This is a genomic window from Glycomyces sp. NPDC049804 (assembly GCF_040674615.1).
Classification (GTDB): Bacteria; Actinomycetota; Actinomycetes; order Mycobacteriales; family Micromonosporaceae; genus Glycomyces; species Glycomyces niveus.
In genome coordinates this window covers 435889-462092 of sequence record NZ_JBFAMQ010000003.1, presented here as the reverse complement: position 1 = coordinate 462092, position 26204 = coordinate 435889, and the positions used below count along the sequence as shown (strand labels likewise).

The following is a 26204-nucleotide window of genomic DNA, read 5'->3' as shown; positions in this document are numbered from 1 at the left end:
GCCGCGCCCCCGCTGCCCACGGCCGCCGCGGCCCGGCCCCACCCCGCCGCCGTTTTGTGGCGGGGGCGGGGGGGGGGGGGGGGGCCCCCCCGCCCCCCCCCCCCCCCCCCCCCGGGGGGCGGCCCGGCCGCGCCCCCCCCCCCCGCCCCTCGCTTCTTGACGAAACTATAAGGGCCTCATGCGCGGCGCGCATGAGGCCCTTGATTTACGGCCTACTGCCTGTTCGGATCGCTCGGCCGCCAGGGAGCGCCTTGGTCACCGCCGCCAGGCGGGGGGTTGAATCCCTGCTGGCCTCGCGGCGGGCTGCTGTAGCCCTGCGGTCCAGGCGGGGGTCCGCCGTATCCTTGGCCGCCGCCCATCGGGGGACTGCCGTACTGCTGCTGCATTGCAGGTTGCTGCTGGTATGCGCCTTGAGGCTGGCCGTCGTTGGGGCCGAACGGACCGCCTTCGGCCGCAACGGCGTTCTTGCGGCTGCGACCACGGAGCACGAGCCATACGGCGATCGCCGCGGCAATCAAGACAACTGCGGCGGCCACCACGATGATGGTCGAGAGGTTGGATTCCTTGTTCGCCTCTGCACCGCCGGCGGCAGGTCCTCCGGTCTCGGCACCCGCTTCGGTTTCGGCGGGGTCCTCGGACGCGGCGTCATCCGGGGTGGCGCCGCTGGCGCCGGCCTCACCCATCGGGTAACCGAGCGGGTTCTCCGTCACTTCCTCGATGTCCTCGGCGTGGACCGCCTGGTCTGCATTTACGAGGCCGTAGCCGAAGTCCTCATTCCGGTTGCCGCTTCCGTCACCGGCCGTCTGGATCACGCGCTGGATGACATTGCTGGCGTCGAGGTCAGGGTGCGCAGCCCATGTCAAGGCAGCGACGCCGCCGACGATGCCTGAGCCCATCGACGTACCGCCGACGACATTCGCATAGAGCTCAGTGTTTCCCAGAGTCGGATCCTGAGGCACAGGAGCTGTCATTTCATCGGCCGGAGCCGCTACTACGACTTCCGGTCCTGTGGTGGTGTTGTCAAACCAGATGTCGCCATTGCGGTTGGTACCTGTGACCGTGACTAGGCCCGGCACCAACCCCGGATACCCAACCTCACCTGCAGGGTCATTGCCGGCGGACGCGACGATGATCGCGCCCTTATCGATGACATACTGCAGTACTTCGATCTCCTCGCCTGAGAAGCCAGTGCCGTTGATGACCCAGGGAACGACGAGTACATCCGCCCCGTTGTCAACAGCCCACCGGAATGCCTCATCGTCGCTATCCCCGGACGAACCGAAGTCGGTAGCACCCGTGTCCATCCGGATCGGCATGATCGTGGCTTCCGGTGCGACAAGAAGAACTCCGGCTGCAATCGCAGACCCGTGGCCGTCCGTGTCGCCTCGGCCGTCTTCTTCGTCAGGAAAGACCGTGTATCCCGGCAGGATGTCCTTATCATCGAAATACGGGTGGTCGCCGATCCCCGTATCCATGACCGCAACAGTGATGCCCTCGCCCTTGGTGGTGTCCCAAGCGGCCGGGGCCTGCACGAGTTCCGGGACCCAGGCGTTGTCCGACGCATAAGTAGCGTCCTGGGCCAGCGCCGCACCCGGCGTGGCGGCGACAAAGGCTGCGGTGGCCAGGGCGGCGAATCCGGCTCCCATGGCGGTGCGGAGTCCGGTTCGGTGTTGCGCTGGTCGGTGTCGCGGAGGGATTGGCGTGAGAGGTGTGGCCATAGGGTGAGACCCCTTCCGTATGCCGGTCGTTACAGCGCGGTCCGCTCTGTCCCACAAGATACCGGACCAAGCACAGGCCCCTGAGCCCGCGCGGCTTCAGTCGTTCAGCGATGATTCCGGGTGGTTGCAGCGGATTCGTGCAGCCCAGCATGGACCGCCCGTGATCAGTCGCGGCAGGTGATGCCGGTGATGGTGTCGGTGGTCGGGTCGCCTTGGGGCAGTATGCATGCCGTCGGTTCGGTGGTGCGCTCGACGCAGGGGCTCTCGAGGTGGAGGGTCGGGGTGGGGGCCTCGGTGTAGGTGAGGGTGAGGGCGTGGAGGCCGGTGGCGGTGGGGTAGGCGGCCCGGTCGTCGTCGGGGGCGGTGGTGGGGAAGGCGCGTTCGGCGGTGATGCGGCGGGTGCCGTCGAGGGCGGTGCCGTCGTAGGTGAGGTGGAACTCGTCCTGGGCCCAGCGGGTCGCGATGGGGGCGGCGGCCGGTGCGCGGAGTTCGTAGGTGAGCAGGTAGCGGTAGGTGGGCAGGCCCGCGGGGGTGAGGTAGTCGCAGGAGGCGGCCTCGATGGTGCGGGTGGTGAAGCCCGCGAAGTCCGGGACGGCGTCGGTGGTCTCGGTGACGGCCTGTTCGAGGGCGGCCCAGGTGCCGGCTTCGGTGTATTCGCCTGCGGGGGCGGCGGGTGCGGCGGCGGTCTGGGTCCAGTCGCGCACCTCGGTGCCGGCGGCGAGGGCGGCGGCGAGGGCGAGGCACCAGACGGCCGCTTCGAGGCCGAAGCCGCGGCGGGGGCGGGGTGGTGCGCCGAGCCAGGCGCGGGTCTTGCGGGTGGTGGCGATCCAGAGGCCGGCGAAGAGGAGCGGGCCGACGGTGAGGAGGTGGCGGACGCCGACGTCGTTGGAGCCGTCGCTCATGGTGTCGGCCAGGGGCATCGCGCTGGGGGTGAGCAGGAGCAGGGTCTGGACGACGGCGAGCGCGCCGGCGGCCGCGAGGTAGAGGCGCGCGCGGGCGCCGCCGCGGGCGAGGCGGATCGCGGCGATGAGGTTCACGGGGACGGCGGGGGCGAGGATGAGGAGGTAGGCGAGGGCGCGTTCGGTGAGGTCGTTGTCGACGCCCGGCCAGGCGTAGGCCTGGACGCCGTGCCAGGCCCAGAGCCAGGTCGCGATGACCGATGCGGTGGCGGCGAGGAGCAGGAGCCGCAGGACCTGGACGCCCGCGGGGGTGCGCGCGGCCGCCGTCTCGGTCGTCCCGTGTGGAGTGGGGACGGGTTCGAGCCCGGGGTTGGTGAGCAGCGGTTTCATGCGGGGCCTTGGTGTCAGAGGCGCGAGCCGGCTTCGCGTCCGTTCTGACACTAATACGCCGCGAGGCCGCCGACCGGTTGCGGTCGGCGGCCTCGAGATCTGCGTCAATCGCAGGTGCTAGGCGGTGCCGTTCGGGGGGAGCAGCGTGGTCTGGATGAGCTGCTCGCCGTCCTTGCGGCGCACGAGCGTGCCACGGCCCGGCGGCTGCGGGCTCGGGCGGAGCTTGCCGAAGATCGCGCCCTCCTCCTTGCGGCCGCTCATGAGCAGACCCGGAGACTCGAGCTGCTTGATCTGGCCCACGATCGGGTCCATCATCGCGCGGGACGCGCCGGAGGCGCGGCGGGCGACGATGACGTGGAAGCCGATATCGCGGCCCTGCGGGATGAGCTCGGCGATGGCGGTCATCGGGTTCACCCGCTGCGCCACCATCTCGTAGTCGTCCACGATCAAGTACAGGTCCGGACCCGTCCACCACGACCGGTCGCGCAACTGCGCCGGGGAGACGTCGTCTCCGGGGAGCCGCCGCTCGATCGGGCCCTTGAGGTTCTTGACCGAAGTCTCGAACTGCTTGCCCGACATGGCGTAGTCCAGCAGCGTCGGCTTCGAGATCTCCTCGAGCATGCCGCGCCGGTAGTCCGCCATGATGACCTTGGCCTCCTTGGGCGAGTACGTCGCCTGGATCTGCCGGGCGATGTGCCGCAGGAGGTTGGTCTTGCCCGACTCGGAGTCGCCGAACACGAGCAGGTGCGGCTCGGCCTGGAAGTCGAGGTACACCGGCTTGAGCCCGGCCTCGTTGAGGCCGATCGGGATGCCCGGCTTCGAGCGGTCGACCGCCTGGAGGAAGTCGGCCACGTGAAGCTGACGCGGCAGCAGCCGCACCTTCGGGCACGGCTGGAACCGCCACGCCTGCTTGACCTTCTTGACGAAGTCCTCCACGCCCGGCTGCAGGTCGTCGCCGTCGCGGATGCCGTCGATGCGGGGCACGCCGGACAGGAAGTGCAGCTTCTGAAGCGACAGGCCCCGACCGGGACGGTTCTTCGGCACGTTCGCCGCCGCCTTGCGGTCGATCTCGGACTCCATGTTGTCCGAGAGCTTCAACTCCAGTTTCAGACCGAACATGTCGCGCATGTTCATGCGGATGTCGCCCCAGCGGGTGCAGGTGACCATGACGTGCACGCCGTAGGCCAGACCCCGGTTGCCGATCGCGCGGACCTGGTCGACGAACGGCTCGAAGTCCTCGCGCAACGTCATCCAGTTGTCGATGACCAGGAAGATGTCCCCGTACGGGTCCTCCTGGAACCGCCCGTCGGCCTTCATGCGCCGGTAGGAGTTCATGCCGTCGATCTTGTTGTCCGTGAAGAACTTCTCACGGTCGTCCAGGATGGTCGTGACCTCCTGGATCGTGCGGCGCACGCCCTCTTCCTCCTGGCGGCCGAACACACCCGCCACGTGCGGGAGGTCCTCGATACCGCGCAGCGTGCCGCCACCGAAGTCCAGGCAGAAGAACTGCACCTCACGCGGCGTGTGCAGCAGCGCGAGCGAGCCGATCAGGCCGCGGAGCATCGTCGACTTGCCCGACTGTGCCCCACCGGCGATGGCCACGGTGCCCTGGGCGCCCGAGAGGTCCACCACGAACGGGCTCCGGCGCTGCTCGAACGGCCGGTCCTCCTCACCGAGCACGGCGTGCAGCTTCCCGTTGAGCGAGAAACCCTTCGGCGACAGGCCACGCACCGGGTCGGCCTCGAGCGGGGGCAGCAGCTGGTCGAGCGTCGGCGGCTCCAGCAGCGGCGGCAACCACACCTCGTGGGCCGGGCGGCCCATGCCGAGGCAGTTGTTGACCATCACCTCGAGTTCCGAGAGCTTCTCGTTCTCGTCCTCGGCCTCCGGCGCCGCCACCTCTTCTTCGGGCTCCTCCTCGACCTCGGGCTCCGGCGGGAGCTCGACGAAGCCGGGCAGGAAGCGCTGCACCTTGTGCTGCACGGCCGCGATGCGCTCGGCGCGCGAGGCGACGCGTTTCGGCGGCTTGTACGGGCCACCGACGTACGCGGCGCGGAAGCGCACCAGGTCCTGCGTGCCGACCTGGAGGTACCCGTGGCCGGGCGCCTGCGGCAGCTCGTAGGCCGCGCCCGAGCCGATCACGGTGCGCGACTCCTGCGCCGAGAAGGTGCGGAGCGCGACGCGGTAGGAGAGGAAGGTGTCGAGGCCCTTGAGCTTGCCCTCCTCGAGGCGCTGCGACGCGAGGAGCATGTGCACGCCGATCGAGCGGCCGATGCGGCCGATCTGGAGGAACAGGTTGATGAACTCGGGCTTCGCGACCAGCATCTCGGAGAACTCGTCCGCGATGATGAGCAGCGTCGGCATCGGATCCATCGGCTGCCCGGCCTTGCGGGCCTTCTCGTACTCCCAGCGGTTCGTGAAGTTGCCGGCGGCGCGCAGCACCTCCTGGCGGCGCACGAGCTCGCCCTCGAGCGCGTCGGCCATGCGGTCGACCAGCTCGATCTCGTCGGCGAGGTTCGTGATGACCGCGCTGACGTGCGGCAGGTCGTCGAGGGCCGCGAAGGTCGCGCCGCCCTTGAAGTCGACGAGGATGAAGTTGAGCTCTTCGGAAGAGTGCGTGGCGATCAGCGAGCCGATGATGGTGCGGAGCACCTCCGACTTACCCGAACCGGTCGCGCCGATGAGCAGGCCGTGCGGCCCCATGCCGCCGACCGCGGACTCCTTGAAGTCGATGTCGACGATGCCGCCGTCCGGACCCGGGCCGATCGGCACCTTCAGGTAGTCCTTGATCGGCTTCTCGCGCCAGTGCACGGCCGGGTCGAGCGCCGCGGCGTCGTTGAAGCCCAGCATCTCCGGCAGCGACGACGGGTTCGCCAGCGGCGACTGGTCCTCGTCCCCGGACTCGGTCTTCCCGGCCGCACCCTTGAGCGTCAGCCGCCACGGCGCGAGCGAGCGGGCCACGCCCTCGGCCTGGTTGTAGGACATGCGGTCGGGCTTGCCGAGCACGCGGCGGCGCCCGGCCTGGTCGGTGTAGATCTCCTCGACCGTGACGTCGTAGAGCTTGATCTGCGGTCCGGGCTTGCGCGGCAGGTAGCCGGAGAAGTCGAAGACGGTCACGCCGGCCATGCCGTCGGCGGCGATGATGCCGGTCGGGTCGACCTCGCCGCCGTCGAGGATGACGACCAGGTGCGCCTGGCCCTCACCGGCGGTCGCGCCGGGCGACCACGCGCCGCGGCTCGAGAGCTGCTCGCGCAGCGAGTTCTCCAGCTGCGTGGTGGTGCTGTAGAACATGCGGACCGGCCCGGCCCCGTCCTCGGCGGACGGGTGCTGGAGGTGCGGCAGCCACTTCATCCAGTGCCACTCGGCCATCCGCTCGTTGTCCGCCACGACCGCGACGATGAAGTCGTCGGGAGAGTGCAGCACGGCGGCCTGGACCAGCTGGGCGCGCAGGTTGTCGACGACGAGCGCCCGGTCGCCGCGCAGGACCACGCGGGCGGCTTCGGTGTACTTCATCGAGCGGGGGATGTCGATGACGTTCGAGTGCGCGGCCACGAAGCGGCGCAGCGCCATCGAGGTCATCGGCTCCAGGTCCTCGACCGGCTTGGTCTCCGGCGGGACGAGCTTCATCGTCATGCGCTGCTTGCCGACGCCCACGCGGATGTCCAGCGCGTCGTCGTCCTTCGCGCGCCGCTCCCACATGCGGCGGGAGCCGACGAGCGACCACAGGGCCTTCGGGTCGGGGTGGCGCCAGCGGGCCGCGCGCCACTGCCGCTCGGCGCCCTTGCGGGCGCGGCGGCGCACCTGGTTGAGGTAGCGCATGTAGTCGCGGCGGTCGGCGTTGAACTCGGCCTTCTTCTGGGCGCGGTTGCCGCCCATGCTGGTGGCCATCATGCCGACCATGGAGATGCCCATCATGGCGCCCATGGCGATGCGCAAGGTGTTGTTGCCCCCGCTGCCGCCGCCGGTCGTGCGGCTCATCATCATCATCGCCATGGCCGCGGCGCCCGCGAGCATCGGCAGGATCATCAGATACTGCGTGATGTTCTTGGGCTGCGGGTCGGGCATGTCCGGCGGCGACTCCAGGAGGATGTCACCGCGGGGGGCCTGCGGTCCGCGCTTGCGCGGAGGCCTGCGGAAGAGTTTGGTCGTCACAGAGGGTCCTTGTGCTCACCGGGGGATGCGCCAACCACGGGGACGCTTGCTGGCCGTAACTTGGGCGCTGTCGTATAAATGTTGTAAGTGCGCTCTGTCGAGTATCGCACTAACAGGGTAATGGCGCAGCGCCACCTTTGCCGGTACGCCCACGCCGGTCCCCCCGCCGTTGCATGCGGCATTTATCCTTGAACGGTCCCCCGATCACCGACCCGACCCGGAGGTTCGCACGGTGAGCACCAAGTCGGCCACTCTTTCTAGGGTGACGATCGTCAGTCCCCGCACCAGGATCGACCTCGCGTTGCCCTCAGACGTCCCCCTCTCCGACCTGCTGCCCACGATCCTGCACCAGGCCGGCGAGTACTACATCGACGAGGCGGGCGACAACGGCGGCTGGATCCTCACCCGCCTCGGCGAGGAGGCCCTCGACACGGGCCACTCCTGCTCGCAGCTCGGGATCACCGACGGCGAGATGCTGTACCTCAACCCCGCCGACGCCGCCAAGCCCGAGGTGGTCTTCGACGACATCATCGACGCGATCGCCACTGCCACCGAGCAGCGCGGCAACCGCTGGGACCACTTGGCCACCAAGCGGTTCAGCGTCGGCGTCGGCACCGCGGCCCTGGTCGTCGGCGCCATCACGATCCTGCTGACCGGCCACCTCGCCTCCGCGATCGTCGGCCTCTCGGTCGCCGCGATCCTGGTCGGCGCCTCGGCCCTGCTCTCGCGCGCCGTCGGCGACTCGCGGGCGGCCACGTACTTCGGCGTCACCGCGGTGCTCTACGGCGGCGTGGGGGGCCTGCTCATCGCCGACCGGCAGAACACCGGGCTGTTCGACCTCGAGGGCCCGCACGTGCTCATCGCGGCCTCGGCGATCCTGCTGTTCAGCGTCCTGTCCATGGTCGCCGTCGGCGACATGGCGTCCGCGCCGGTCTTCATCGTGACGATCCTCGGCGCGGTCGTGCTCGGCGTCTCGACGGCCCTGATGATGGCCCTGGGCGACTCGGCCGCCACCGCCGCGGCCATCGCCGCGCCGCTGGCGCTGGCGATCCTGCCGTTCGCGCCGTCGCTGTCGCTGACCATGGCGATGGTGCCCACGCCGCAGCTGCCGACGACCACGGAGGAGCTCAAGGAGGGCGACGCCGAGGCCATCGACGGCAAGCGGATCCTCAAGCTCTCCGAGCACGCCGGGAACTACCTCGAGGCCCTGTACTCGTTCGCGGCCGTCGTCGGGCTCGTCTCCTCGATCGCGCTCGCGTTCTCGGGCGAGATCCCCGGGCTCATCCTGTCGACGATCATCTCGCTGGTGCTGCTCAGCCGGTCCCGCACGGTCGAGGACCGCGCCGCCCGCATCGTGATGCTCACCGGCGGCATGGGCGGCCTGACCGCGACGCTCGCGGCGATCTTCGTGGCGAGCCAGGACAGCATCCTGGTGCGCCTGACGGTGATCCTCGGGGCGCTCACCCTGCTGACCCTCATCGCGATGGTCTACGGCCTCGCCGTGGCGGGCAAGAAGATCGCCCCCACCTGGGGCCGCGCCCTCGACATCATCGAGGCGCTGCTGATCGTGTCGATCCTGCCGCTGGTCGGCTGGGTCTGCGGCCTGTACACGATCGCCCTGGCACTGCGCGGCTAGCGCCCCGGTCCCCTAGTCCCTCGACTCCGAGAGAGGCGAATTCGAATGGCGCAGATGCGCTCCCGCCGCGAACAGGTGGAGGCCCACAAGTTCATCACCTCGCGCATGAACCAGGCGCTGGTGCTGGCCAACCCCGACTCGATCGAGCGTCCGCTGCGGCGCATCGGCGTCTCGATCTTCGCTTCGGTGATGGTGCTGGCGTTGATCTTCGGCGGCTTCGCGATCGCGACCCTGTTCGGCAAGGGCAACGCGGAGCCGGTCGTGGGCAACATCATCACGATCAAGGGCTCCAACGCCGTCTACGTGTACATCACGCAGGACGGCAAGGACCAGACTGATGAGAACCAGGCCCGGCTCTGGCAGGTCACCAACTACACGTCGGCCCTGCTGCTCGCCAAGCCCGGTTCAAACGGCATGCCGGAGGTGCAGGACCTCAAGGCGTCCTCGCTCAAGGACGTGCCGCGCGGCTCCTTCACGATCGGCATCCAGGGGATCCCCTCGCAGCCGCCGGACAGGAGCGAGCTGCTGCAGCAGGTCGACTGGAACACCTGCTCGATGCCGCGCGAACAGGACGGCACGGCGCAATTCCAGTTGACGCAGCTGGTGGTCGGCGACCTCGAGGGCACGCCCCAGTGGCTCGGCGAGGACTCCTGGATCCTGGCGCAGACCACCGTCCCGGAGAACAGCGACGAGACGCCCCGGTACTACCTGCTGTGGAACGGCAAGCGGTACGAGATCGGGGACGAGGACTACCCCGCCGATCAGCTCATCGGCGACCTGGGGTTGAACCTCAGCCAGGCGATGATCCTCAACGAGAACATGCTCAACACGATCCCGGCCGGCTCGCCGATGGCCCCGCCGGCGCGAGACGAGTTCGGGACCGAGTCGACCGTGGCCGGCGACAACGGGAACCTGCTCTACGGCGCGCCCGTCGATGCCGGCGGCGACACGTACGTGCTCATCAACGAAGGCGGCACGGACACGTTCGCGCGGATCTCGGACACGATGGCCAAGCTGCTGCAGGCGCGCGTCGACGACCCCCAGCAGGCGTCCGCGAGCGTCGTGTCGAGCCTCGGCTCCCAGGCGGCCTACGAGCCGAAGGATTACCCGAAGCAAGACCTGAGCGGGAACGTCTGGACCTCGGACAAGAGCCGTCCGGCCGTGTGCGCGGTCTACGACCCGAAGGAGCAGGAGTCGGAGGCGACGACGATCAAGGTCGCCATGTACGACGAGGCGCCGAAGACCCTCACCGAGGCCGCGAAGTCGGTCGAGATCCTTCCGAACGGCGACATCTTCTCGGACACCCCCGGACTGCGGGCGCAGACCGTGCTCCCGCAGGGCCGCGCGGCGATCGTCGACAGCCGCACCGACCAGGGCGCGACGATCTCGGGCATCACGTACATGATCAGCGACCAGGGCATCAGGCACGGCATCGCCGACGACGGGCCGACGGACACGACCCAGAAGATGCTCGGATACGAAGGGGTCAAGCCCGTCTCGGTGCCCAACACCATGATCACGCTCATTCCGCGTGGCCCGGACCTCGACCCGTACGAGGCCAGGAAGCAGATGGTCTCGAACGCCGAGGACATCCAGGTCTACGAGACCGAGCCCGAGGAGGGCGCCGAGGGCGGCGGCTGACGCCGTTGCACGCGTTGACGACGCCGGGACCTGGACGGTCCCGGCGTCGTTCGTCTGGCGGCCAGTTCGGAGGGAGGTGGGTGTGGCGCCAGCGTGTTAACCTGGCGCAACCCACTCCCGACAATCCAAGGAATCGCGTCATGGCCTACCCGCCCCAGCAGCCGGGGTTCGACCCGAACCAGCAACAGCCCCAGTACGGCCAGCAGCCGGGGTACGGACAGCAGCCGCCGCCGCAGCAGCCCGGTTACGGTGTCCCGCAGCAGCCTGGCTACGGCCAGGCGCCGCAGCAGCCGGGATACGGCGTGCCGCCGCAGCAGCCCGGCTATGGGCAGGCCCCGCAGGCCGGGTACGGCCAGCAGCCCGGTTACGGTGCGCCGCAGCAGCAGCCGGGCTTCGGGAGCCCGCTGCCCCCGGCCCCGAAGAAGTCGAAGACCGGTCTGATCGTCGGCATCGGCGCGGGTGCCCTCGTGGTGATCGTCGCGATCGTCCTGCTCGTCGCCAACCCGTTCGGCGGCGGCGCCCCCTCGAAGAGCGACTCCCCGGAGGACGTCGCCGAGGCGTACATGCAGACCACCAAGGACTTCGTCTCCTCGGGCGACTTCAGCGACCTCAGCGGCATGGTCGACAAGGTCAAGCCGTACCTGTGCAGCGACCTGGCCAGCAGCATGGAATCCGACCTGGATTCGACCTCCAATGAGGACATCGCCGAGATGTCGGAGATGATGGCCGACGCCGAGATCACGGTCGACTACGAGATCGGCACGGCCACGGTCGACGGCGACAACGCCACCGTGCCGGTGACGGTCACTGGTTCGATGTCCCACCCCGACCTCGGCGACATCCCGCTCGACACCGAGTACGACCTCGGCCTCGTCAAGGAAGAGGACGTCTGGAAGGTCTGCTCCGACGGCGGCGGCTTCTTCGGCGCCTAGCGGCCAAAACCGAAGGGCCCCACCGGTATTCCGGTGGGGCCCTTCGGTTTCGCCTGTCAGACGAGGTCGTTGAGGATCTCGTAGTAGCCGTCCCTCTGGCCGGCCTTGTTGGGGTGGTAGGACTCGGCGATCGGGTAGGAGATGCCGTTGATCCATTCGGTGTCGTCGCAGACGGCGTGGTCGTCGAAGGCGGCGCGCACATCGGCGTACTGGAAGCCGTGGCTGAGGGCCGCAGTGCCGATGACGTCGCCGAGGAGGTCGGCGGCGTCGTTGAGGGCGGCCTGCTCGCCGGGGCTGATGCGGGTGATGGCGTTGCACTCCTCGCCGTTGAACAGGAGCGGGTAGCCGAGGACGATCACCTCGGCGTTCGGGGCGGCGTCCTCGATCGCGTTGTAGACGGCGTGGAGCTTGGCGGGCAGCTGGTCGCGGACGAAGGCCTCGGCCGCGTCGATCTCCTTCCAGCAGGTCCACGGGTAGGGGTACGCGCACTTCTGGACGACGCCGGTCCATCCGGTGTCGTTGCCGCCGATGGTGATCGTGACGAGGTCGGTGCCGGCGGAGAGGCCGCCGAGCTGGTTGGCGAGCACGTCGCCGGTCTTCGCGCCGGAGCAGGCCGCGAAGGTGAGGTCGGCGCCGATGGCGTCGGCGAGGAGCGAGGGGTAGGCCGCGTCCGAACGGCGGCAGGAGGAGTCGTCGATGTAGTCGCGGGTGCCCACGCCGGAGGCGTAGGAGTCGCCGAGGGCGACGTACTCGACGGTCTGGGCTTGGGCGGCGCCGCTGGTGAGGGCCGTGACGGATACGACGGCGGCGAGCAGCGCGCCCGCCAATGTGGAGATTCGTCGGGGGTGGGACATTTTGGGCTCCGTCTCGAATTTTGTCCGGGGTCGGGGCCCTATTTATATAGGTTTCGTAACGGACGGTCCACCAACGGACCGTGAATTGTCAGGATATTGACAAACATCGTTCCCGCTTGCGCGGCAAAGGGTCGCGGCGGCGAGAAGGCTGAGCTAGATGCCCTCGGGGAGGTCGAGGCGGTCGAGCGGCTGCGGCTCGTCCGGGGTCTCGGCCAGGAGCCGGTCGGCGTCGTCCTCTTTGGCCGCCTCGGGCTCGGCGAGCAGGCGCCGGACCTCGGCGTCGAGGTGCGCGCACATGAGCGCCTCGAACCGGGCGGCGTCCTCGGCGGCCAGCGCGTCGACGAACGCGGCGTGCTCGGGGACGAGGTCGACGGCGACTTCGAAGTGCTCGTACATGGAGAAGGTGCACAGCCGGGTCTCGATGAGGAGCGTGGCCATCATGCGCGCCAGGCGGATCGAGCCGCCCCAGGCGGCGAGGCCGCGGTGGAAGTCGAGGTAGGCGTCGCCGAGGGCGCGGGCGTCGTCCTTCTTGAGGGCCCGCTGCATGCGCTTGACCTCGGCGCCGAGTTCGGCGAGGACGGTCTTGCGCTCGGCGAGGGGGCGGGCGAGGATGCGGCGGCCGAGTTCGGGTTCGATACGGGCGCGGAGCCAGTGGATGTCGCGGACGTCTTCGGGGGTCATGGTGCGCACGGCGAGGCCGCGGCGGCGCGGGATGACGAGGAGGCCTTCGGCGGTGAGGCGCTGCATGGCCTCGCGGAGGGGGCCGCGGCTGACGCCGAGCTGGTAGGCGAGTTCGGCTTCGCCGAGGGCGGCCCCGGGCGGGAGGGATCCGTCCACGACCGCTTCGCGGAGCCGGTCGGCGATGAGGTCCACCGTCGAGGTGCGTCGCACCGGGGCGAGGCGCCCCACCTGGCGGGCTCCGGTGAGCCCGCTCAATCCGCTGCTGCGATCAGACACGTCTGCCTGCTCCCCCTCTGTCGCTTCTGGGCAGCATCTTAGCGCTGCCGGTACATCACGTTCCGGTGCAAGCTCCGGTTGCGTCCCCCGCCGACATGCTTGCTTTTTTGTTATCGAACGTCGATCATCGTATTGTCGACAAACTTACAATAGAACGTTAGTCTCGGCCACGTACCCGACCCCCGAACCAGGAGGCGACCCCCGTGTCGAACCATCTGCACCTCAACCGCCGCCATATTCTCGGCGGGGCGACCGCCGGAGCGGCGGCCCTCGCGCTCGCGGCCTGCTCCCGCACCGACCAGGGCGGCGCCGGCAATGGGAACAGCTTGCTGAAGCAGGCCCAGGACGGCGGAAAGCTCCGCATCGCGTACGCGGACGAGGCCCCCTACGCGTACACGGGCGACGACGACTCGGTCACCGGGCAGTCGGTGGCCGTGCAGCTCTATCTGCTGGACAAACTGGGCATCAAAGAGGACCAGATCGAGTGGAAGCTCACCGATTGGGAGGCGCTGATCTCCGGTCTGGGCGCCAACCACGACATGGTCATCGCCGGGATGTACGTCACGCCCGACCGGTGCGAGGCCGTGGCGTTCGCCAACCCCGACTACGTGATGCCCGACGCGCTCATGGTCCCGGCCGGGAACCCCGGCGGCTACACCGACTTCAACGCGATGGCCGAGACCGACGGCGTCGTGGGCGTCATGAACGGCACCTCCGAGCAGGAGATCGCCGACCAGATCTTCGCCGCCGAGCAGATCAACGTCCAGGCGAACCTCGACTCGCTCGTCCTCGAGCTCAAGGCCGGCCGGTGCGACGCGATCGGCCTCACCTCCGCGAACCTCAAGCTCAAGGCCGAGGGCGACGCCGAGGTCGAGGTCACCGACGGCTTCTGGCTCATCGACCCCGAGTCCGGCGAGGAGATCATCGGCGCGGGCGCGGCCGTGTTCCAGCCGAAGGACGCCGACTTCCGCGACGCGGTCAACGGCGAGCTCGAGACGCTCCTGGCCGACACCGCGAAGTGGGAGGAGCTGGTCGCGCCCTACCAGTTCACGGTCGAGGAGAACCACCCCGAAGGCCTCACCGCCGAAGACCTCTGCCCGGACACCTACCAGTAGGGGGACCCCATGGACCTCCAAGCGGTCGTCGACTCGCTGCCCCGGTACGGGGAGCCGCTGCTGACCACCATCGTCGTGACCGTCGCCTCGGCGGCGGTCGCGCTCGTCGTGGCGTTCGCGCTGGGACTGATGACGAGTTCGAAGCATCTCGCCGTCCGCACCCCCGCCCGCGCCTTCGTCGAGTTCATCCGCGGCTCGTCCGCGGTGGTCCAGCTGTTCTGGTTCGCGTTCGCGATGCCGGTGCTGCTGGGCATCCAGTTCGACTACCTCATCGCGGCCGGCATCATCGCGCTCGGCCTCAACTACGGCGCCTACAGCTCCGAAGTGGTGCGCGGCGCCATCGCCGCCGTCCCCAAGGGCCAGCTCGAGGCCGCGACGGCGCTCAACCTCACGCCCCTGCAGAAAATGCGCCTGGTGGTGCTCCCCCAGGCCTGGCCCGAGATGATCCCCTCGCTGTGCGCCTTCGCGATCATGCTGCTCAAGGCCAGCGCGCTCGTCTCGATCATCGGCGTCATGGACATCACCGCGCTGGCCGGGCTCATCGGCTCGCAGGCCGGGCAGGACCGGCTGGTGCACTACAGCGTCGTGCTCGTCATGTACTTCATCCTGGCCTGGCTGATCTGGACCGGGATGCGCGCGCTCGAGCGCAAGGCCAAGCGCGGCCTGGGCCTCGATGCCAAGCCGGTGAAGGGCCGACTGGCCCCCGAGGTCGCGGCGGGAGGCGTGCGCTGATGCAGACCGGTTGGAGCAATGAGACCGCCCGGGAGATCTTCCCGGCCATGTGGGACGGGTTCATCGTGGTCCTCCAGGTCACCGTGGTGGCCGGGTTGATCGCGGTGCTGCTGGGGCTGCTGGTCGCCGTCGTCCAGCGGGTCGGGCACCCCGCGGTGGGCCGCACCGTGGGCGCGGTCATGCAGTTCGTCCGCAACACCCCGCTGCTGGTGCAGGTGCTGCTGGTGTGGACGGCGACGAGCCTGTACATCAACCCGGACTGGAGCGCCTTCGCAGTGGGCTCGGCGGTGCTGGGCGTGCACTACGCCTCTTATACCGCCGAGTCGTACCGGGCCGGGATCGAGGCGATCCCGGTCGGGCAGTGGGAGGCGGCGACCGCGCTGAGCCTGCCGACCCACCGGGTGTGGGGCGCGGTGATCCTGCCGCAGATGATGCGGCGCTCGACCGCGGCGGTGGCCAACTGGATCATCGCGATGTTCAAAGAGGTCCCCACCCTGTTCATCATCGGCGTGCTGGAGATGATCTCGCAGGCGCAGAAGTACCAAGGCCAGCACTACACCGGAGCCGTCGAGGGCTACACCATCGCGGGGCTGCTGTTCCTGGCCGCCTCCTACCCGGTGGCGGTCGCGATGCGGCGATTGGAGAACCGTCTTGCAAAATCCCACTACTGAGCACCCGATCATCGAGTTCGACCGGGTGAACAAGTCCTTCGGGGACCTCAAGGTCCTGGACCGGTTGAGCTTCACCGTCGACCCGGGCGAGCGCGTGACGCTCATCGGGCCCTCGGGCTCGGGGAAGACCACGATCCTGCGACTGCTCATGACGCTGGAGCGCGTGACCCCGACGAAGGACCCGGCGGCCGACGGCGGCGTCATCCGGGTCGAGGGGCAGCCGCTGTCCCACATGGAGAAGGGCGGGAGGCTGGTGGTGGCGAACGAGCGCCACCTGCGGCAGGTGCGCCGGAAGATCGGCATGGTCTTCCAGTCGTTCAACCTGTTCCCCAACATGCGGGTGCTGCGCAACGTCACCGAGGCGCAGGTGCACACCCTCGGCCGCTCCAAGGACGAGGCCGAGGCGAAGGCCCGGGAGCTCCTGGACGTCGTGGGGCTCTCCGCCAAAGTGGACAGCTACCCGTCGCAGCTCTCGGGCGGCCAGCAGCAGCGGGTGGCGATCGCCCGGGCGCTGGCGATGGACCCGGACATCCTGCTGCTCGACGAGGTGACCAGCGCGCTCGACCCGGAGCTGGTGGCGGACGTGCTGGGGGTGCTGCGCGACGTGGCCGACACGACCAGCATCACGATGCTCATCGTCACGCACGAGATGGGGTTCGCGCGGGACGTCTCGAACCGGGTGATGATGTTCGACCGCGGGGTCATCGTCGAGGAGGGCGCCCCGGATGAAATCTTCTCCGATCCGCGAGAAGCGCGGACGCAGGACTTCCTCCGGGCCGTGCTCGCGGAGTAGACTTGGGGTCTCCTCCATCCTTGGAGAGTGTTAGGGGTGTTCGAGGGGGGCGGCCATGAGGGGTTATCGGCCGCCCCCCTCTTCCTTTTGCCCCAAGGTCCCCAGTGGACGGCAGCGGGCCGCCGGGTCGGGCGCGGGTACGGCCCGGGCGCGCCGACGGCAGGTGGCAGAATCAGACACCGTGTCAGCACCAGCTCCCGCGCGAGAGGCAGTCCGATGAACCTGTTCGGCAGGGGCGAGAGCCCGACCGAGGAGACCGTGGCCGTGATCGGCCTGGGCCGCTTCGGGTCGGCGGTCGCCGAGTCCCTGACGCGACTCGGCCATGAAGTGCTCGCGATCGACGAGCGGCCCGAGATCGTGCAGCGCGCCTCCGAGACCCTCACGCACGTGGTGCAGGCCGACTCCACCGAGTCGACCGTGCTCAACCAGCTGGGCATCGGCGAGTTCGACCACGTCGTGGTCGCCATCGGCACCGACATCGAGGCGAGCGTCCTCACCGTGCTGGCCTGCGAGGAGGTCGGGGTCCGCGAGATCTGGGCCAAGGCGATCAACGCCAAGCACGGCCAGATCCTCCACCGCACCGGCGCCCACCACGTGGTCTACCCCGAGGCGGCCATGGGCGAGCGGGTCGCGCACCTGGTGAGCGGCAAGATGCTCGACTTCATCGAGTTCGACGACGGCTTCGCGATCGTCAAGACCAAGGCCCCCGCCGAGGCCGTGGGCAAGACCCTCGGCGAGTCGCGGCTGCGCAGCAAGTACGGGGTCACCGTCGTCGGCGTCAAGCAGCCCGGCGAGGACTTCACCTACGCCACGCCCGACACCGTGATCGCCGAGGGCGACACGCTGATCGTCTCCGGGGACACCACCAAGGTCGAGCACTTCGCGTCCACGACCTGACATGACCGCCCGCATCAAAGCCTTCTTCCGCCACCCCGCAAGGCTCATCCCGCTGGTCTTCCTGTCGGTGATCCTGAGCGGCACACTGCTGCTCCTGCTGCCGGTCTCCCAGACCGACGGGTACGTCACGCACTTCACCGACGCCCTCTTCACCGCGACCTCGGCCGTGTCGGTCACCGGCCTGGCCGTGGTGGACACGCCGTTTCACTGGAGCTGGTTCGGCGAGTTCGTGATCATGCTGCTCTTCCAGCTCGGCGGCTTGGGCATCATGACCAGCGCCGTCCTCATCGGGCTGCTGATCTCGAACAAGCTCGGGCTGCGGACCAAGTTGGCGACCCGAACCGAGATCAGCCAGGCATTGAGCCTCGGCGACGTCAAGCACGTGCTGCTGCGCACGGTGGCGCTCTCGCTCATCGTCGAGGCCGCCACCGCGCTGGTGCTCGCGATCCGGTTCTCCACGTACGGGTTCGGGCTCGGCGACGCGATCTGGTACGGCATCTTCCACGCGGTGAGCGCGTTCAACAGCGCCGGGTTCGCGCTGTTCTCCGACTCGCTCATGAGCTACGCGACCGACTGGTGGATCTGCCTGCCGCTGTGCCTGAGCACCATCATCGGCGGGCTCGGCATGCCCGTGATCTTCGAGGTCACGCGCCGCAAGTGGGGCCGCAAGCAGTGGTCGGTGCACACCAAGCTGACGCTGGTCGGATCGGGCGTGCTGCTCATCGGCGGGTGGATCGCGTTCCTGGCGTTCGAGTGGTCGAACCCGGCCACGTTCGGGCAGTGGCCCTGGTACGACCGGATCCTGCCGGCGTTCTTCCAGACCTCGATGGTGCGCGCGGCGGGCCTGAACTCGATCGACATCGGCGCGATGAACCAGGACTCGCAGCTGGCCTCGATCATCCTCATGTTCATCGGCGGCGGCTCGGCCTCGACGGCCGGCGGCATCAAGGTCGGCACGTTCTTCGTGCTGCTGCTCGTGATCTGGGCGGAGGTGCGCGGCGAGCCCGACGTGACCGCGTTCCGGCACCGCATCAACCCGTCCGTGGTCCGCGAGGCGCTCACCGTCGCGCTGGTGTACGTGGCCTGCAACGCCTTCGGCGTGTTCCTCATGCAGCGCTTCGAGCCGGGCCTGGACCTGATGTCGATCATGTTCGAGGTCACGAGCGCGCTGGCGACGCTCGGCCAGTCCACCGGCGTCACCTACGACCTGTCCGAACCCTCGAAGTGGCTCTTGGCGATCGCCATGTACACGGGGCGCATCGGGCCGGTACTGTTCGCCGCATCCCTCGCGCTGCGCTCGCGCCACCGCCTGTACCGATACCCGGAAGGACGGCCGCTCGTGGGCTGAACGGCCGATCGGTGGAGTGAGCCCCGCCTCATGCAGCCCTGAAAGCACAAGCGAAGATGGTCACCAGCCAGCACTCGCCGCAGCGCTTTCGCCCCTCAGAAAGGACGCCCCCCGATGGCCCGTAAAAGCCGGCAGCGCACCAGTCGCCTCCCGATTCGGATGCAGTTGATGCTGCCGATCGCGGCGGCGCTCATGGGGATGCTGGTGCTCGGGCTCTTCCAGACGGTCACGGTGTGGGACGACTACCAGAACGCCACCGACGCGGAGGTCCTCGCGGAGCTCTCCGAGGGGCTCGACGCGGCCCTCGACCGGCACCAGGCCGAGCTGCGGCCGGTCGTCACCTCCATGATCAACGGCGGAGGCGGCCAGTTCGACTCCGCGGTCGCCCGCCGCGAGACCGACGCCGCCTTCGACGCGCTCCAGGGGACCGCGGACGCGGCCATCGCCCGCTTCCCCGAACTCCGGGACGACCTGGGGGACCTGTTCGAGAAGGCCGGGGAGCTCGAGACCGTGCGCCCGGTCTTCGACGACATGGCCGCCGGCGAGGCCGCCTACCCCGACGACGAGGTGAAGGCCGCGTTCCAGACCTTCCGCGAGACCGCCGACCAGATCGTCGGCATCGCCGCGATCCTCCCCCGCCTCGTCAACGACGCGCAGATCTCGGCGCACCTGGACTCCCTGGCCGCGGTCATGCAGGCGGGCCGCATCGCCGGCTCGATCCAGTTCACCGTCACCGCCGACCTCGCGCTCCTCGAAGCGGAGGGCGCGGTCCTCGTCGACCGCCAGACCCTCGGGCAGGTCGCGAGCTTCGCCGGGGAGTTCGACCAGCAGATCACCGAGTTCCAGGCGAACGCGTCCACCGAGACCGCCTCGACCTACCGGACCGCCATGGAGTCCCAGGAGGTCAAGGACGCGCAGACCGCGCTGGGCGTCTACCTGAACGGGAACATCCCCACCATCTCGCCGACCGCGTTCCTCGATGCGCAGGGCGCGATCGTCGCCTCGCTCGACACGACGCGGAACACGGTCATCAACTTCATGAAGGAAGACGTGGACCTCATGCGCGAGGCCGCCTCGCGCACCCTCCTGACGACGTTCGCGCTCGTGCTCGTGCTGGCCCTGACCTCGATCATCTCCGCCGCGATGCTGGCGCGGCGCATCAGCCTGCGCGTCGACGGCGTCCGCGAGGCGACCCTGACCGCCGCGTACGACACGCTCCCCAAGACCGTGGCGGCGGTGTCCCAGGCCGCCAACGCGAACGAGGTCGACCGGCTGCTGCAGGCCGCGAAGCAGCAGACGGTGCTGCAGACCGACTCGCGCTACGCCGACGAGCTCGACTCCCTCGCCGAGGCGTTCAGCGCCGCCCACCACCAGGCGCTGCGCCAGACCGCGAACCAGGCCCTGCTGCGCATCGACGTCGAGGCGATGATGAAGACCCTCGCCCGCCGCGGCCAGAGCCTCATCCGCCGCCAGCAGCAGGTCATGGAGTCCCTCGTCGAAGGCACCTCCGCGACCGCGATCCCCGACGAGTGGCGCAGCGTCTACCACCTGCTGGCCCGCATGCGCCGCAACGAGGAGAACCTGCTCCTGCTGGCCGGGGGCGACCCGCAGCGCCGCTACAACCACCCGGCCGGGCTCGAGGCGATCATCCGCGACGCCGTGGCCGAGATCGAGGACGCCGGGCGCGTCGTGGTCGAGAACCAGGTCGGGGCCCGGCTCGAGACCAAGCCCGCCGGCGACCTCGTGCGCATCCTCGCCGAACTGCTCGACAACGCCGCCTCGTACTCGCCGCCGACCCAGTCGGTGCGGGTCACCTCGCGCCGTTCGGGTTCGGAGATCGTCATCTCCATCGCCGACGACGGCATCGGCCTCGCCCCCGAGCCGATGGCCGCGATCAACCGCCGCCTGGCCGAGCCGACGCAGCTCAACTCCGAGCTCACCGCGACCATGGGCCTGCTCGTGGTCGGGCGGCTCGCGGCCGAGCACTCGATCAGCGTCCAGCTGCACTCCACTATGGGCAAGGGCACGCTCGCGCTCGTGCGCATCCCCGCGAGCGCGCACGCCGAGGACCCCGTCGGCCTCGCCCCCGCCGACCGCTCCGGGACGGCCGCGCAGCTCGCGCTCTCGGCGCGCGCCGCGAACCTGCCGGTGACCGGGACGGGCGCCGAGTCGGGCGCGCCGAGCGCCGTCGAGCCGATCGTCCCGCGGCCGCGCCGCGCCGGCTCCGTCCCCGAACCACTGCCTGTAGCTGGTACGACACTCAACGGCGGGAACGGATCCGCCGCCCCTGCGGGCCCGGCCGCCGAGACGCTGGATGTTACCTTCAGGAAAGTGAACCGAGCACTCGAAACCTCCGGCAGGGTCAACGGCGCGGAACTGCCCCGCCGCGCACCCGGTTCCCGGCTGCTCCCCGGCTCCGTCCCCAGCTCGCGTTCGGGCGGCGGCGGAACCGACCTCGACCCTGCCGAGATCAGGGACCGGCTCGCCGGTTTCGCCTCCGGCATCGCGGCGGCCGCCGCGCACGAACAACGCCAATAGAAAGCAGCGAGATGGACAACAAGGACAAGAACGTCGGTGAACTCGACTGGCTCCTGACCTCCTTCGTGGAGAAGGTCCCGGACGTCTCCGAGGCGCTCACGGTCTCCGTCGACGGACTCGCCATCGCCGCCTCGCGCGGCCTGTCGACCGACCGGGCCGACCAGCTCGCCGCCATCACCTCGGGCCTCGCGAGCCTGACGACGGGCGCGGCCAAGGTCCTGGACGCCGGCCGCATCCGCCAGTCGGTGATCGACATGGACGAGGGCGTCCTGCTCCTCATGGCCGTCGGCGACCGCGCCCAGCTCGCCGTCCTCGCCAACGCCGGCTGCGACCTCGGCCAGGTCGGCTACGAGACCGCCCTCCTGGTCAAGCGCGTCTACGCCGCGCTCGAGCCCGACGCCCGCGGCAGCCTGTAGCCGCACTGTAGGAGATTGCTCACCCGCGGGCGCCGGACCCATCGGGCGCCCCGCGGGATCACTTCCCCCGAACGACCAGTCGCGCTTTCGACCTGCGACAACCACGATGAACGCAGCAGATGGTCACGCACCGCCACGCCGCTAGTGCGTTGCCCCTCCGCATCGGCGGCCCCTCCCGGGGCTATGCTGCGTTCGCTACCTGGAAATGAATCATGGAGGCCCACAGGTGACCACGGTTGAGCCGAAGCTTGAGCCAACGCCTATCGTCGCGCGCCCCTGGCCGGTACGCCGGGAGCCCAACGGTTCCTGGCTCGCCCGCACGCTCCGCACGACGGACGCGAAGCAGATCGGTCTGCTCTACTTCGTGACGTCCTTCGCCTTCTTCGCGATCGGCGGCGTCCTGGCGCTGCTCATCCGCGCGGAGCTGTTCCAGCCGGGCCTCCAGATCGTGTCCTCCGAGCAGTTCAACCAGCTGTTCACGATGCACGGCACGATCATGCTGCTGATGTTCGCGACCCCGATCGTGTTCGCGTTCGGCAACTACCTGGTGCCCTTGCAGATCGGCGCGCCCGACGTGGCGTTCCCGCGCCTGAACGCCTTCGCGTACTGGCTGTACCTGCTCGGCTCGATCCTCGCGGTCTCCGGCTTCATCACCCCGGGCGGCGCGGCCTCCTTCGGCTGGTTCGCCTACCAGCCGCTGTCGAACGCGGTCAACTCGCCGGGCATCGGCGCCGACATGTGGTTCGTGGGCCTCTCGATCTCCGGTATCGGCACCATCCTCGGCGCCGTCAACATGATCACCACGATCATCACCATGCGCGCCCCGGGCATGCTCATGTTCCGCATGCCGATCTTCACCTGGAACATCCTCATCACCAGCCTCCTGGTGATCCTGGTCTTCCCGATCCTGTTCGCCGCGCTCCTCGCCGTCATGGCCGACCGCCAGCTCGGCGCGCACGTCTTCGACTCCGAGACCGGCGGCGCGATCCTGTGGCAGCACCTGTTCTGGTTCTTCGGCCACCCCGAGGTGTACATCGTGGCGCTGCCGTTCTTCGGCATCGTCTCCGAGATCTTCCCGGTGTTCAGCCGCAAGCCGATCTTCGGCTACAAGACCCTGGTCGCCGCCACCCTCGCGATCGCGGGCCTGTCGATGGCCGTGTGGGCCCACCACATGTACGCCACCGGCTCGGTCATGCTGCCGTTCTTCTCGCTCATGACCTTCCTCATCGCGGTCCCGACCGGCGTGAAGTTCTTCAACTGGATCGGCACCATGTGGAAGGGCCAGCTGACCTTCGAGACCCCGATGCTGTTCAGCATCGGCTTCCTGGTCACGTTCCTCCTCGGCGGCCTCTCGGGCGTCCTGCTCGCCAGCCCGCCGGTCGACTTCCACGTCTCGGACTCGTACTTCGTGGTGGCGCACTTCCACTACGTGCTGTTCGGCACCATCGTGTTCGCCGTCTACGCCGGCGTCTACTTCTGGTTCCCGAAGGTCGCCGGCCGCATGTACGACGAGCGGCTCGGCAAGGTCCACTTCTGGCTGACCTTCATCGGCTTCCACACCACCTTCCTGGTGCAGCACTGGCTCGGCGCCGAGGGCATGCCCCGCCGGTACGCCGACTACCTGGAGACCGACGGCTTCACGACGCTCAACATGATCTCCACGATCGGCGCGTTCATCCTCGGCCTGTCGACCCTGCCGTTCATCTGGAACCTCTTCAAGTCCTGGAAGACCGGCCGCGTCGTCGAGACCAACGACCCGTGGGGCTACGGCGGCTCGCTCGAGTGGGCGACCAGCTGCCCGCCGCCGCTGCGCAACTTCGACCGCCTCCCGCGCATCCGCTCGGAGCGCCCCGTCTTCGACGAGAAGTGGGGCCATCTGGTCAAGGAAGTCAAGGGGCACTAGCCACGACATGAGGAAGACCCGGGAGCAGCCGCTCCCGGGTCTTCCTGCTTCCCGGGGAGGAAATACGCGCACAGTCGCGCACCGGGACTTCCGCGCCTCGCGGGACCTCACTAGGATCGGGGTATGAGCCGGGCACTGATCGTGGTAGACGTCCAGAACGACTTCTGTGAGGGCGGGTCGCTCGCCGTCGCGGGCGGCGCGGCCGTCGCGGCGGGGGTCACCGAACTCATCGGGTCCGCCCCGGGCCGGTGGGAGCACATCGTCGCGACCCGCGACTGGCACATCGACCCCGGCCTGCACTTCTCGGCCGAACCGGACTTCCGCGACTCGTGGCCCCCGCACTGCGTGGTCGGCACCGCGGGCGCGGGCTTCCACCCCGACTTCGACTCGCGCTTGGCCGAGGCCGTGTTCGACAAGGGCGCGTACGAGGCCGCGTACTCGGGCTTCGAGGGCTCGGCGGGGGAGACGGGCCTGGCCGAATGGCTGCGCGAACGCGGCGTCGACGCGGTCGACGTCGTCGGCATCGCCACCGACCACTGCGTCCGGGCCACGGCCCTCGACGCCGCCGCCGAGGGCTTCGAGACCACCGTGCTCCTCGAGTACACGGCCGCGGTCGCCGAGGAGACGAAAGCCAAGGCCCTCGAGGAACTCGAAGCAGCGGGCGTCACCCTCGCCTGACCCTATGACGTGACGAGGCCCCCGCGAGCGGTGCTCGCGGGGGCCTCCGGCGTCGGCTGGTCAGTCCATCGCGTCGTAGGTGAAGGTGTGGCTCTGCGAGTTGTCGCCCGTGGCGGTCTCGAAGACCAGCGCGTCGGTGCCGTAGCGCGGCATGTGCACGTCGACCATGAAGAGCTGCCCGTACTGGACCGCGTCCTCGCTCCACTCCTCCTTCGGGTCGGTGGTGACGGTCCAGACCGTCTCATAGGCGTCGCCGGCGGCGAGGCCCTCGGCGGTCTCGACGGCGACCGGCCCGTCCATGCAGGTCGCGGTCGTGCCGTCGGCGAGGCGGATGCCGTCGTTCGAGCAGAACCGCAGCTCGAACGGGGCGGCCTCGACACTGCCGGCGTTGGTGACCGTCACCGTGACCTCCCAGGTGTCCCGGCCCGCGTCGGCGACCTCGATCGCCGGCTGGAGGTCGGTCACATGCGTGCCCGGCACGTCGCCGCTCAGCGTCTCGAAGCCGCCGTCGCGGTACCGCTCGATCCACTGGTCGAAGTCCTCGGGGAGGGCCGAGCAGCACGGTTCCTGCTCGATGAAGCCGAGGAGGACGCCGTAGTCGGCGGCGGGCGCGATGTCGTACACCGAGCCGTGCTCGCCGTACTCGTAGAGCTGCTCGGCGACCGCGTAGCCGTCGCCGTCCGCCTCGATGACGAGGACCTGGCGGAGCATGGCCTCGCCGGGGCGGCAGCCGACGAGGGCGACCGCCTGCTCGGGCCCGTCCGCGGTGAGGCGGGCGTGCACGACCTTGAGCAGGAAGACCTTGCCGTCCCCGCCCGCCGCGGTGAGCGCCGCGGGCTCGTTCGGGCAGACCTCGTGCGTGAGGTCCCCGAACGCGGGGATCGCGATCGAGGCGCCGAGCAGGTCGTCGTGGGTCGGCGGCGGCGGGGCTTCGACGCTCTCCGTCTCGGCGGCCGTCGCGGTCTCCTCCGGCGTCGAGGGGGCCTCGGTGGTCGGCTCGGGCGAGGCGACGACTTCGGTGGTGCGGTCGTCGGCGACCTGCGGCCGCTCCTCGGCCGTCGCGGCGTGCTGGAGCATCCAGGTGGCGGGGGCGGCGATCGCCAGCGCGGCGACCGCGGCGACGGTGACGCGCGTGACGCGGCGGCGGCGGACCCTGCCGCGGATGGCGGCCGGGTCGGGCGGTTCGACCATGAGCTCGGCGGCCTCGCCGAGTTCGGTGAAGGCCTCGGCGAAGCGGGTCTCTTCTTCGGGGTTCATTGCTGCTCCTTCTCGTCCTGCACGCTGAGTCGTTCGGCCAGTGCGGCCTTGCCCCGGTGGAGCCAGGAGCGGACGGTGGCTTCGGCGGCGCCCTCCTGCTCGGCGATCTCGGTCACGGTCAGTCCCGCCATGTAGCGGAGGATGACGGCCTTGCGGTGGTTGGGCGGGATGCCCGCCAGCGCCCGCATGAGGTCCACGCGGTCGCCGTCGGGCGCGGTCTCGTAGGTCTCGCGCTGGCGGTTGAGGAACCGCTGCACGACGCCGCGGCGGCGCAGCTGGCTGGTGGCGAGGTTCCAGGCGACGCGGCGCACCCAGGCGGTGGGGTTCTGGTACTCGCGGACCTTCTTCCAGCGGTCGAGCGCGCGGCAGAAGGCCTCGGCGACGAGGTCTTCGGCTTCCTGCTTGCTGCCGGTGTAGGCGAGCAGCTGGCTGGTGAGGTTGCGGACGTTGGCGGTGTAGAAGTCGTCGAATTCGAGGGTCGCGCGCAGCGTCGGCCTGTGCGGCGCGGCCCCCTCCTCCAATGTGGCGTCTGGCCTGTCGCGGGTCGGCATCATGTGGGCTCCTCAACTCGGGTGGCGCGGGGGTCCGCATTTGATACACGAGCGGTGAGCGCGAAGTTATGCACCGGACTTCGCGCCGGAGCGCAGTGGCGTCGCACACGGCGACCGGGCGACGACGGC

Annotated in this window: 20 protein-coding genes; 13 read left to right on the top strand and 7 right to left on the bottom strand. The window is 69.4% G+C overall.

What is annotated here, in order from left to right:
* Positions 1-212: 212 nt before the first annotated feature.
* From AB0K52_RS06855 to eccCa, 3 genes are all read right to left on the bottom strand, one after another.
* On the bottom strand, positions 213-1646 hold the full coding sequence (locus tag AB0K52_RS06855; protein ID WP_363527185.1) for a S8 family serine peptidase: 1434 nt from the start codon (positions 1644-1646) through the stop codon (positions 213-215).
* Positions 1647-1882: 236 nt separating this feature from the next.
* Positions 1883-3007, bottom strand: coding sequence for a hypothetical protein (locus AB0K52_RS06850; RefSeq protein ID WP_363527182.1), 1125 nt, complete (start codon positions 3005-3007; stop codon positions 1883-1885).
* A gap of 117 nt (positions 3008-3124) precedes the next feature.
* Positions 3125-7156, bottom strand: coding sequence for a type VII secretion protein EccCa (gene eccCa / locus AB0K52_RS06845; protein WP_363527180.1), 4032 nt, complete (start codon positions 7154-7156; stop codon positions 3125-3127).
* Positions 7157-7418: 262 nt separating this feature from the next.
* Between eccCa and eccD the strand changes: the two genes are divergently transcribed.
* The 3 genes from eccD to AB0K52_RS06830 all read left to right on the top strand — a co-directional run bounded on the left by eccD (position 7419) and on the right by AB0K52_RS06830 (position 11365).
* Entirely contained in the window at positions 7419-8792 is a 1374-nt protein-coding gene (eccD, locus tag AB0K52_RS06840) for a type VII secretion integral membrane protein EccD (RefSeq protein WP_363527177.1), read from the top strand.
* Between the two features lie 45 nt (positions 8793-8837).
* Entirely contained in the window at positions 8838-10433 is a 1596-nt protein-coding gene (gene eccB, locus AB0K52_RS06835; RefSeq protein ID WP_363527174.1) for a type VII secretion protein EccB, read from the top strand.
* A 140-nt stretch (positions 10434-10573) separates the two neighbouring features.
* Positions 10574-11365, top strand: coding sequence for a hypothetical protein (locus tag AB0K52_RS06830; protein WP_363527172.1), 792 nt, complete (start codon positions 10574-10576; stop codon positions 11363-11365).
* Positions 11366-11421: 56 nt separating this feature from the next.
* On the opposite strand, the gene AB0K52_RS06825 is transcribed toward AB0K52_RS06830, so the two are convergent.
* Both AB0K52_RS06825 and AB0K52_RS06820 read right to left on the bottom strand, forming a co-directional pair.
* Positions 11422-12219: an SGNH/GDSL hydrolase family protein gene (locus AB0K52_RS06825; RefSeq protein WP_363527169.1), complete on the bottom strand. Its 798-nt coding sequence runs from the start codon at positions 12217-12219 to the stop codon at positions 11422-11424.
* 153 nt (positions 12220-12372) lie between these two features.
* Positions 12373-13176 carry a GntR family transcriptional regulator gene (locus AB0K52_RS06820; protein ID WP_363527166.1) on the bottom strand — a complete coding sequence of 268 codons (804 nt, stop codon included), beginning with the start codon at positions 13174-13176 and terminating at the stop codon, positions 12373-12375.
* Between the two features lie 203 nt (positions 13177-13379).
* Between AB0K52_RS06820 and AB0K52_RS06815 the strand changes: the two genes are divergently transcribed.
* From AB0K52_RS06815 to AB0K52_RS06770, 10 genes are all read left to right on the top strand, one after another.
* Positions 13380-14291: a transporter substrate-binding domain-containing protein gene (locus AB0K52_RS06815; protein ID WP_363527163.1), complete on the top strand. Its 912-nt coding sequence runs from the start codon at positions 13380-13382 to the stop codon at positions 14289-14291.
* Between the two features lie 9 nt (positions 14292-14300).
* Positions 14301-15023: an amino acid ABC transporter permease gene (locus tag AB0K52_RS06810; protein WP_363527160.1), complete on the top strand. Its 723-nt coding sequence runs from the start codon at positions 14301-14303 to the stop codon at positions 15021-15023.
* Positions 15023-15694, top strand: coding sequence for an amino acid ABC transporter permease (locus tag AB0K52_RS06805; protein WP_363527157.1), 672 nt, complete (start codon positions 15023-15025; stop codon positions 15692-15694). The genes AB0K52_RS06810 and AB0K52_RS06805 overlap by 1 nt, the downstream gene beginning before the upstream one ends.
* A complete protein-coding gene (ehuA, locus tag AB0K52_RS06800; RefSeq protein ID WP_363527154.1) occupies positions 15675-16487 on the top strand; it encodes an ectoine/hydroxyectoine ABC transporter ATP-binding protein EhuA in 813 nt (270 codons plus the stop codon). Before AB0K52_RS06805 ends, ehuA begins: the two co-directional genes overlap by 20 nt.
* Before the next feature lie 216 nt (positions 16488-16703).
* On the top strand, positions 16704-17384 hold the full coding sequence (locus tag AB0K52_RS06795) for a TrkA family potassium uptake protein (RefSeq protein ID WP_363527151.1): 681 nt from the start codon (positions 16704-16706) through the stop codon (positions 17382-17384).
* 1 nt (position 17385) lies between these two features.
* Positions 17386-18732, top strand: coding sequence for a potassium transporter TrkG (locus tag AB0K52_RS06790; RefSeq protein ID WP_363527149.1), 1347 nt, complete (start codon positions 17386-17388; stop codon positions 18730-18732).
* A gap of 114 nt (positions 18733-18846) precedes the next feature.
* Positions 18847-21270: an ATP-binding protein gene (locus AB0K52_RS06785; RefSeq protein ID WP_363527146.1), complete on the top strand. Its 2424-nt coding sequence runs from the start codon at positions 18847-18849 to the stop codon at positions 21268-21270.
* An 11-nt stretch (positions 21271-21281) separates the two neighbouring features.
* Entirely contained in the window at positions 21282-21686 is a 405-nt protein-coding gene (locus AB0K52_RS06780) for a roadblock/LC7 domain-containing protein (protein ID WP_205324330.1), read from the top strand.
* Between the two features lie 226 nt (positions 21687-21912).
* The gene (gene ctaD, locus AB0K52_RS06775; protein WP_307792950.1) at positions 21913-23589 is read left to right on the top strand and encodes a cytochrome c oxidase subunit I; all 1677 of its coding nucleotides are present in this window, start codon (positions 21913-21915) and stop codon (positions 23587-23589) included.
* Between the two features lie 123 nt (positions 23590-23712).
* Positions 23713-24267: an isochorismatase family protein gene (locus AB0K52_RS06770; RefSeq protein WP_363527142.1), complete on the top strand. Its 555-nt coding sequence runs from the start codon at positions 23713-23715 to the stop codon at positions 24265-24267.
* A 60-nt stretch (positions 24268-24327) separates the two neighbouring features.
* Here AB0K52_RS06770 and AB0K52_RS06765 read toward each other — a convergent pair whose 3' ends face one another.
* Both AB0K52_RS06765 and AB0K52_RS06760 read right to left on the bottom strand, forming a co-directional pair.
* Entirely contained in the window at positions 24328-25524 is a 1197-nt protein-coding gene (locus AB0K52_RS06765; protein ID WP_363527139.1) for a hypothetical protein, read from the bottom strand.
* Positions 25521-26078: a sigma-70 family RNA polymerase sigma factor gene (locus tag AB0K52_RS06760; RefSeq protein WP_363527136.1), complete on the bottom strand. Its 558-nt coding sequence runs from the start codon at positions 26076-26078 to the stop codon at positions 25521-25523. Before AB0K52_RS06760 ends, AB0K52_RS06765 begins: the two co-directional genes overlap by 4 nt.
* Positions 26079-26204 lie beyond the last annotated feature (126 nt).

Excerpts from the sequence above, each read along its gene's own strand:
- AB0K52_RS06770 (WP_363527142.1), top strand. The coding sequence starts at position 23,713 with ATGAGCCGGGCACTGATCGTGGTAGACGTCCAGAACGACTTCTGTGAG.
- AB0K52_RS06850 (WP_363527182.1), bottom strand. The coding sequence starts at position 3,007 with ATGAAACCGCTGCTCACCAACCCCGGGCTCGAACCCGTCCCCACTCCA.
- AB0K52_RS06795 (WP_363527151.1), top strand. The coding sequence starts at position 16,704 with ATGAACCTGTTCGGCAGGGGCGAGAGCCCGACCGAGGAGACCGTGGCC.
- AB0K52_RS06765 (WP_363527139.1), bottom strand. The coding sequence starts at position 25,524 with ATGAACCCCGAAGAAGAGACCCGCTTCGCCGAGGCCTTCACCGAACTC.
- eccB (WP_363527174.1), top strand. The coding sequence starts at position 8,838 with ATGGCGCAGATGCGCTCCCGCCGCGAACAGGTGGAGGCCCACAAGTTC.
- AB0K52_RS06825 (WP_363527169.1), bottom strand. The coding sequence starts at position 12,219 with ATGTCCCACCCCCGACGAATCTCCACATTGGCGGGCGCGCTGCTCGCC.
- AB0K52_RS06810 (WP_363527160.1), top strand. The coding sequence starts at position 14,301 with ATGGACCTCCAAGCGGTCGTCGACTCGCTGCCCCGGTACGGGGAGCCG.
- AB0K52_RS06830 (WP_363527172.1), top strand. The coding sequence starts at position 10,574 with ATGGCCTACCCGCCCCAGCAGCCGGGGTTCGACCCGAACCAGCAACAG.
- AB0K52_RS06855 (WP_363527185.1), bottom strand. The coding sequence starts at position 1,646 with ATGGGAGCCGGATTCGCCGCCCTGGCCACCGCAGCCTTTGTCGCCGCC.
- AB0K52_RS06790 (WP_363527149.1), top strand. The coding sequence starts at position 17,386 with ATGACCGCCCGCATCAAAGCCTTCTTCCGCCACCCCGCAAGGCTCATC.
- AB0K52_RS06780 (WP_205324330.1), top strand. The coding sequence starts at position 21,282 with ATGGACAACAAGGACAAGAACGTCGGTGAACTCGACTGGCTCCTGACC.
- AB0K52_RS06785 (WP_363527146.1), top strand. The coding sequence starts at position 18,847 with ATGGCCCGTAAAAGCCGGCAGCGCACCAGTCGCCTCCCGATTCGGATG.
- AB0K52_RS06805 (WP_363527157.1), top strand. The coding sequence starts at position 15,023 with ATGCAGACCGGTTGGAGCAATGAGACCGCCCGGGAGATCTTCCCGGCC.
- AB0K52_RS06760 (WP_363527136.1), bottom strand. The coding sequence starts at position 26,078 with ATGATGCCGACCCGCGACAGGCCAGACGCCACATTGGAGGAGGGGGCC.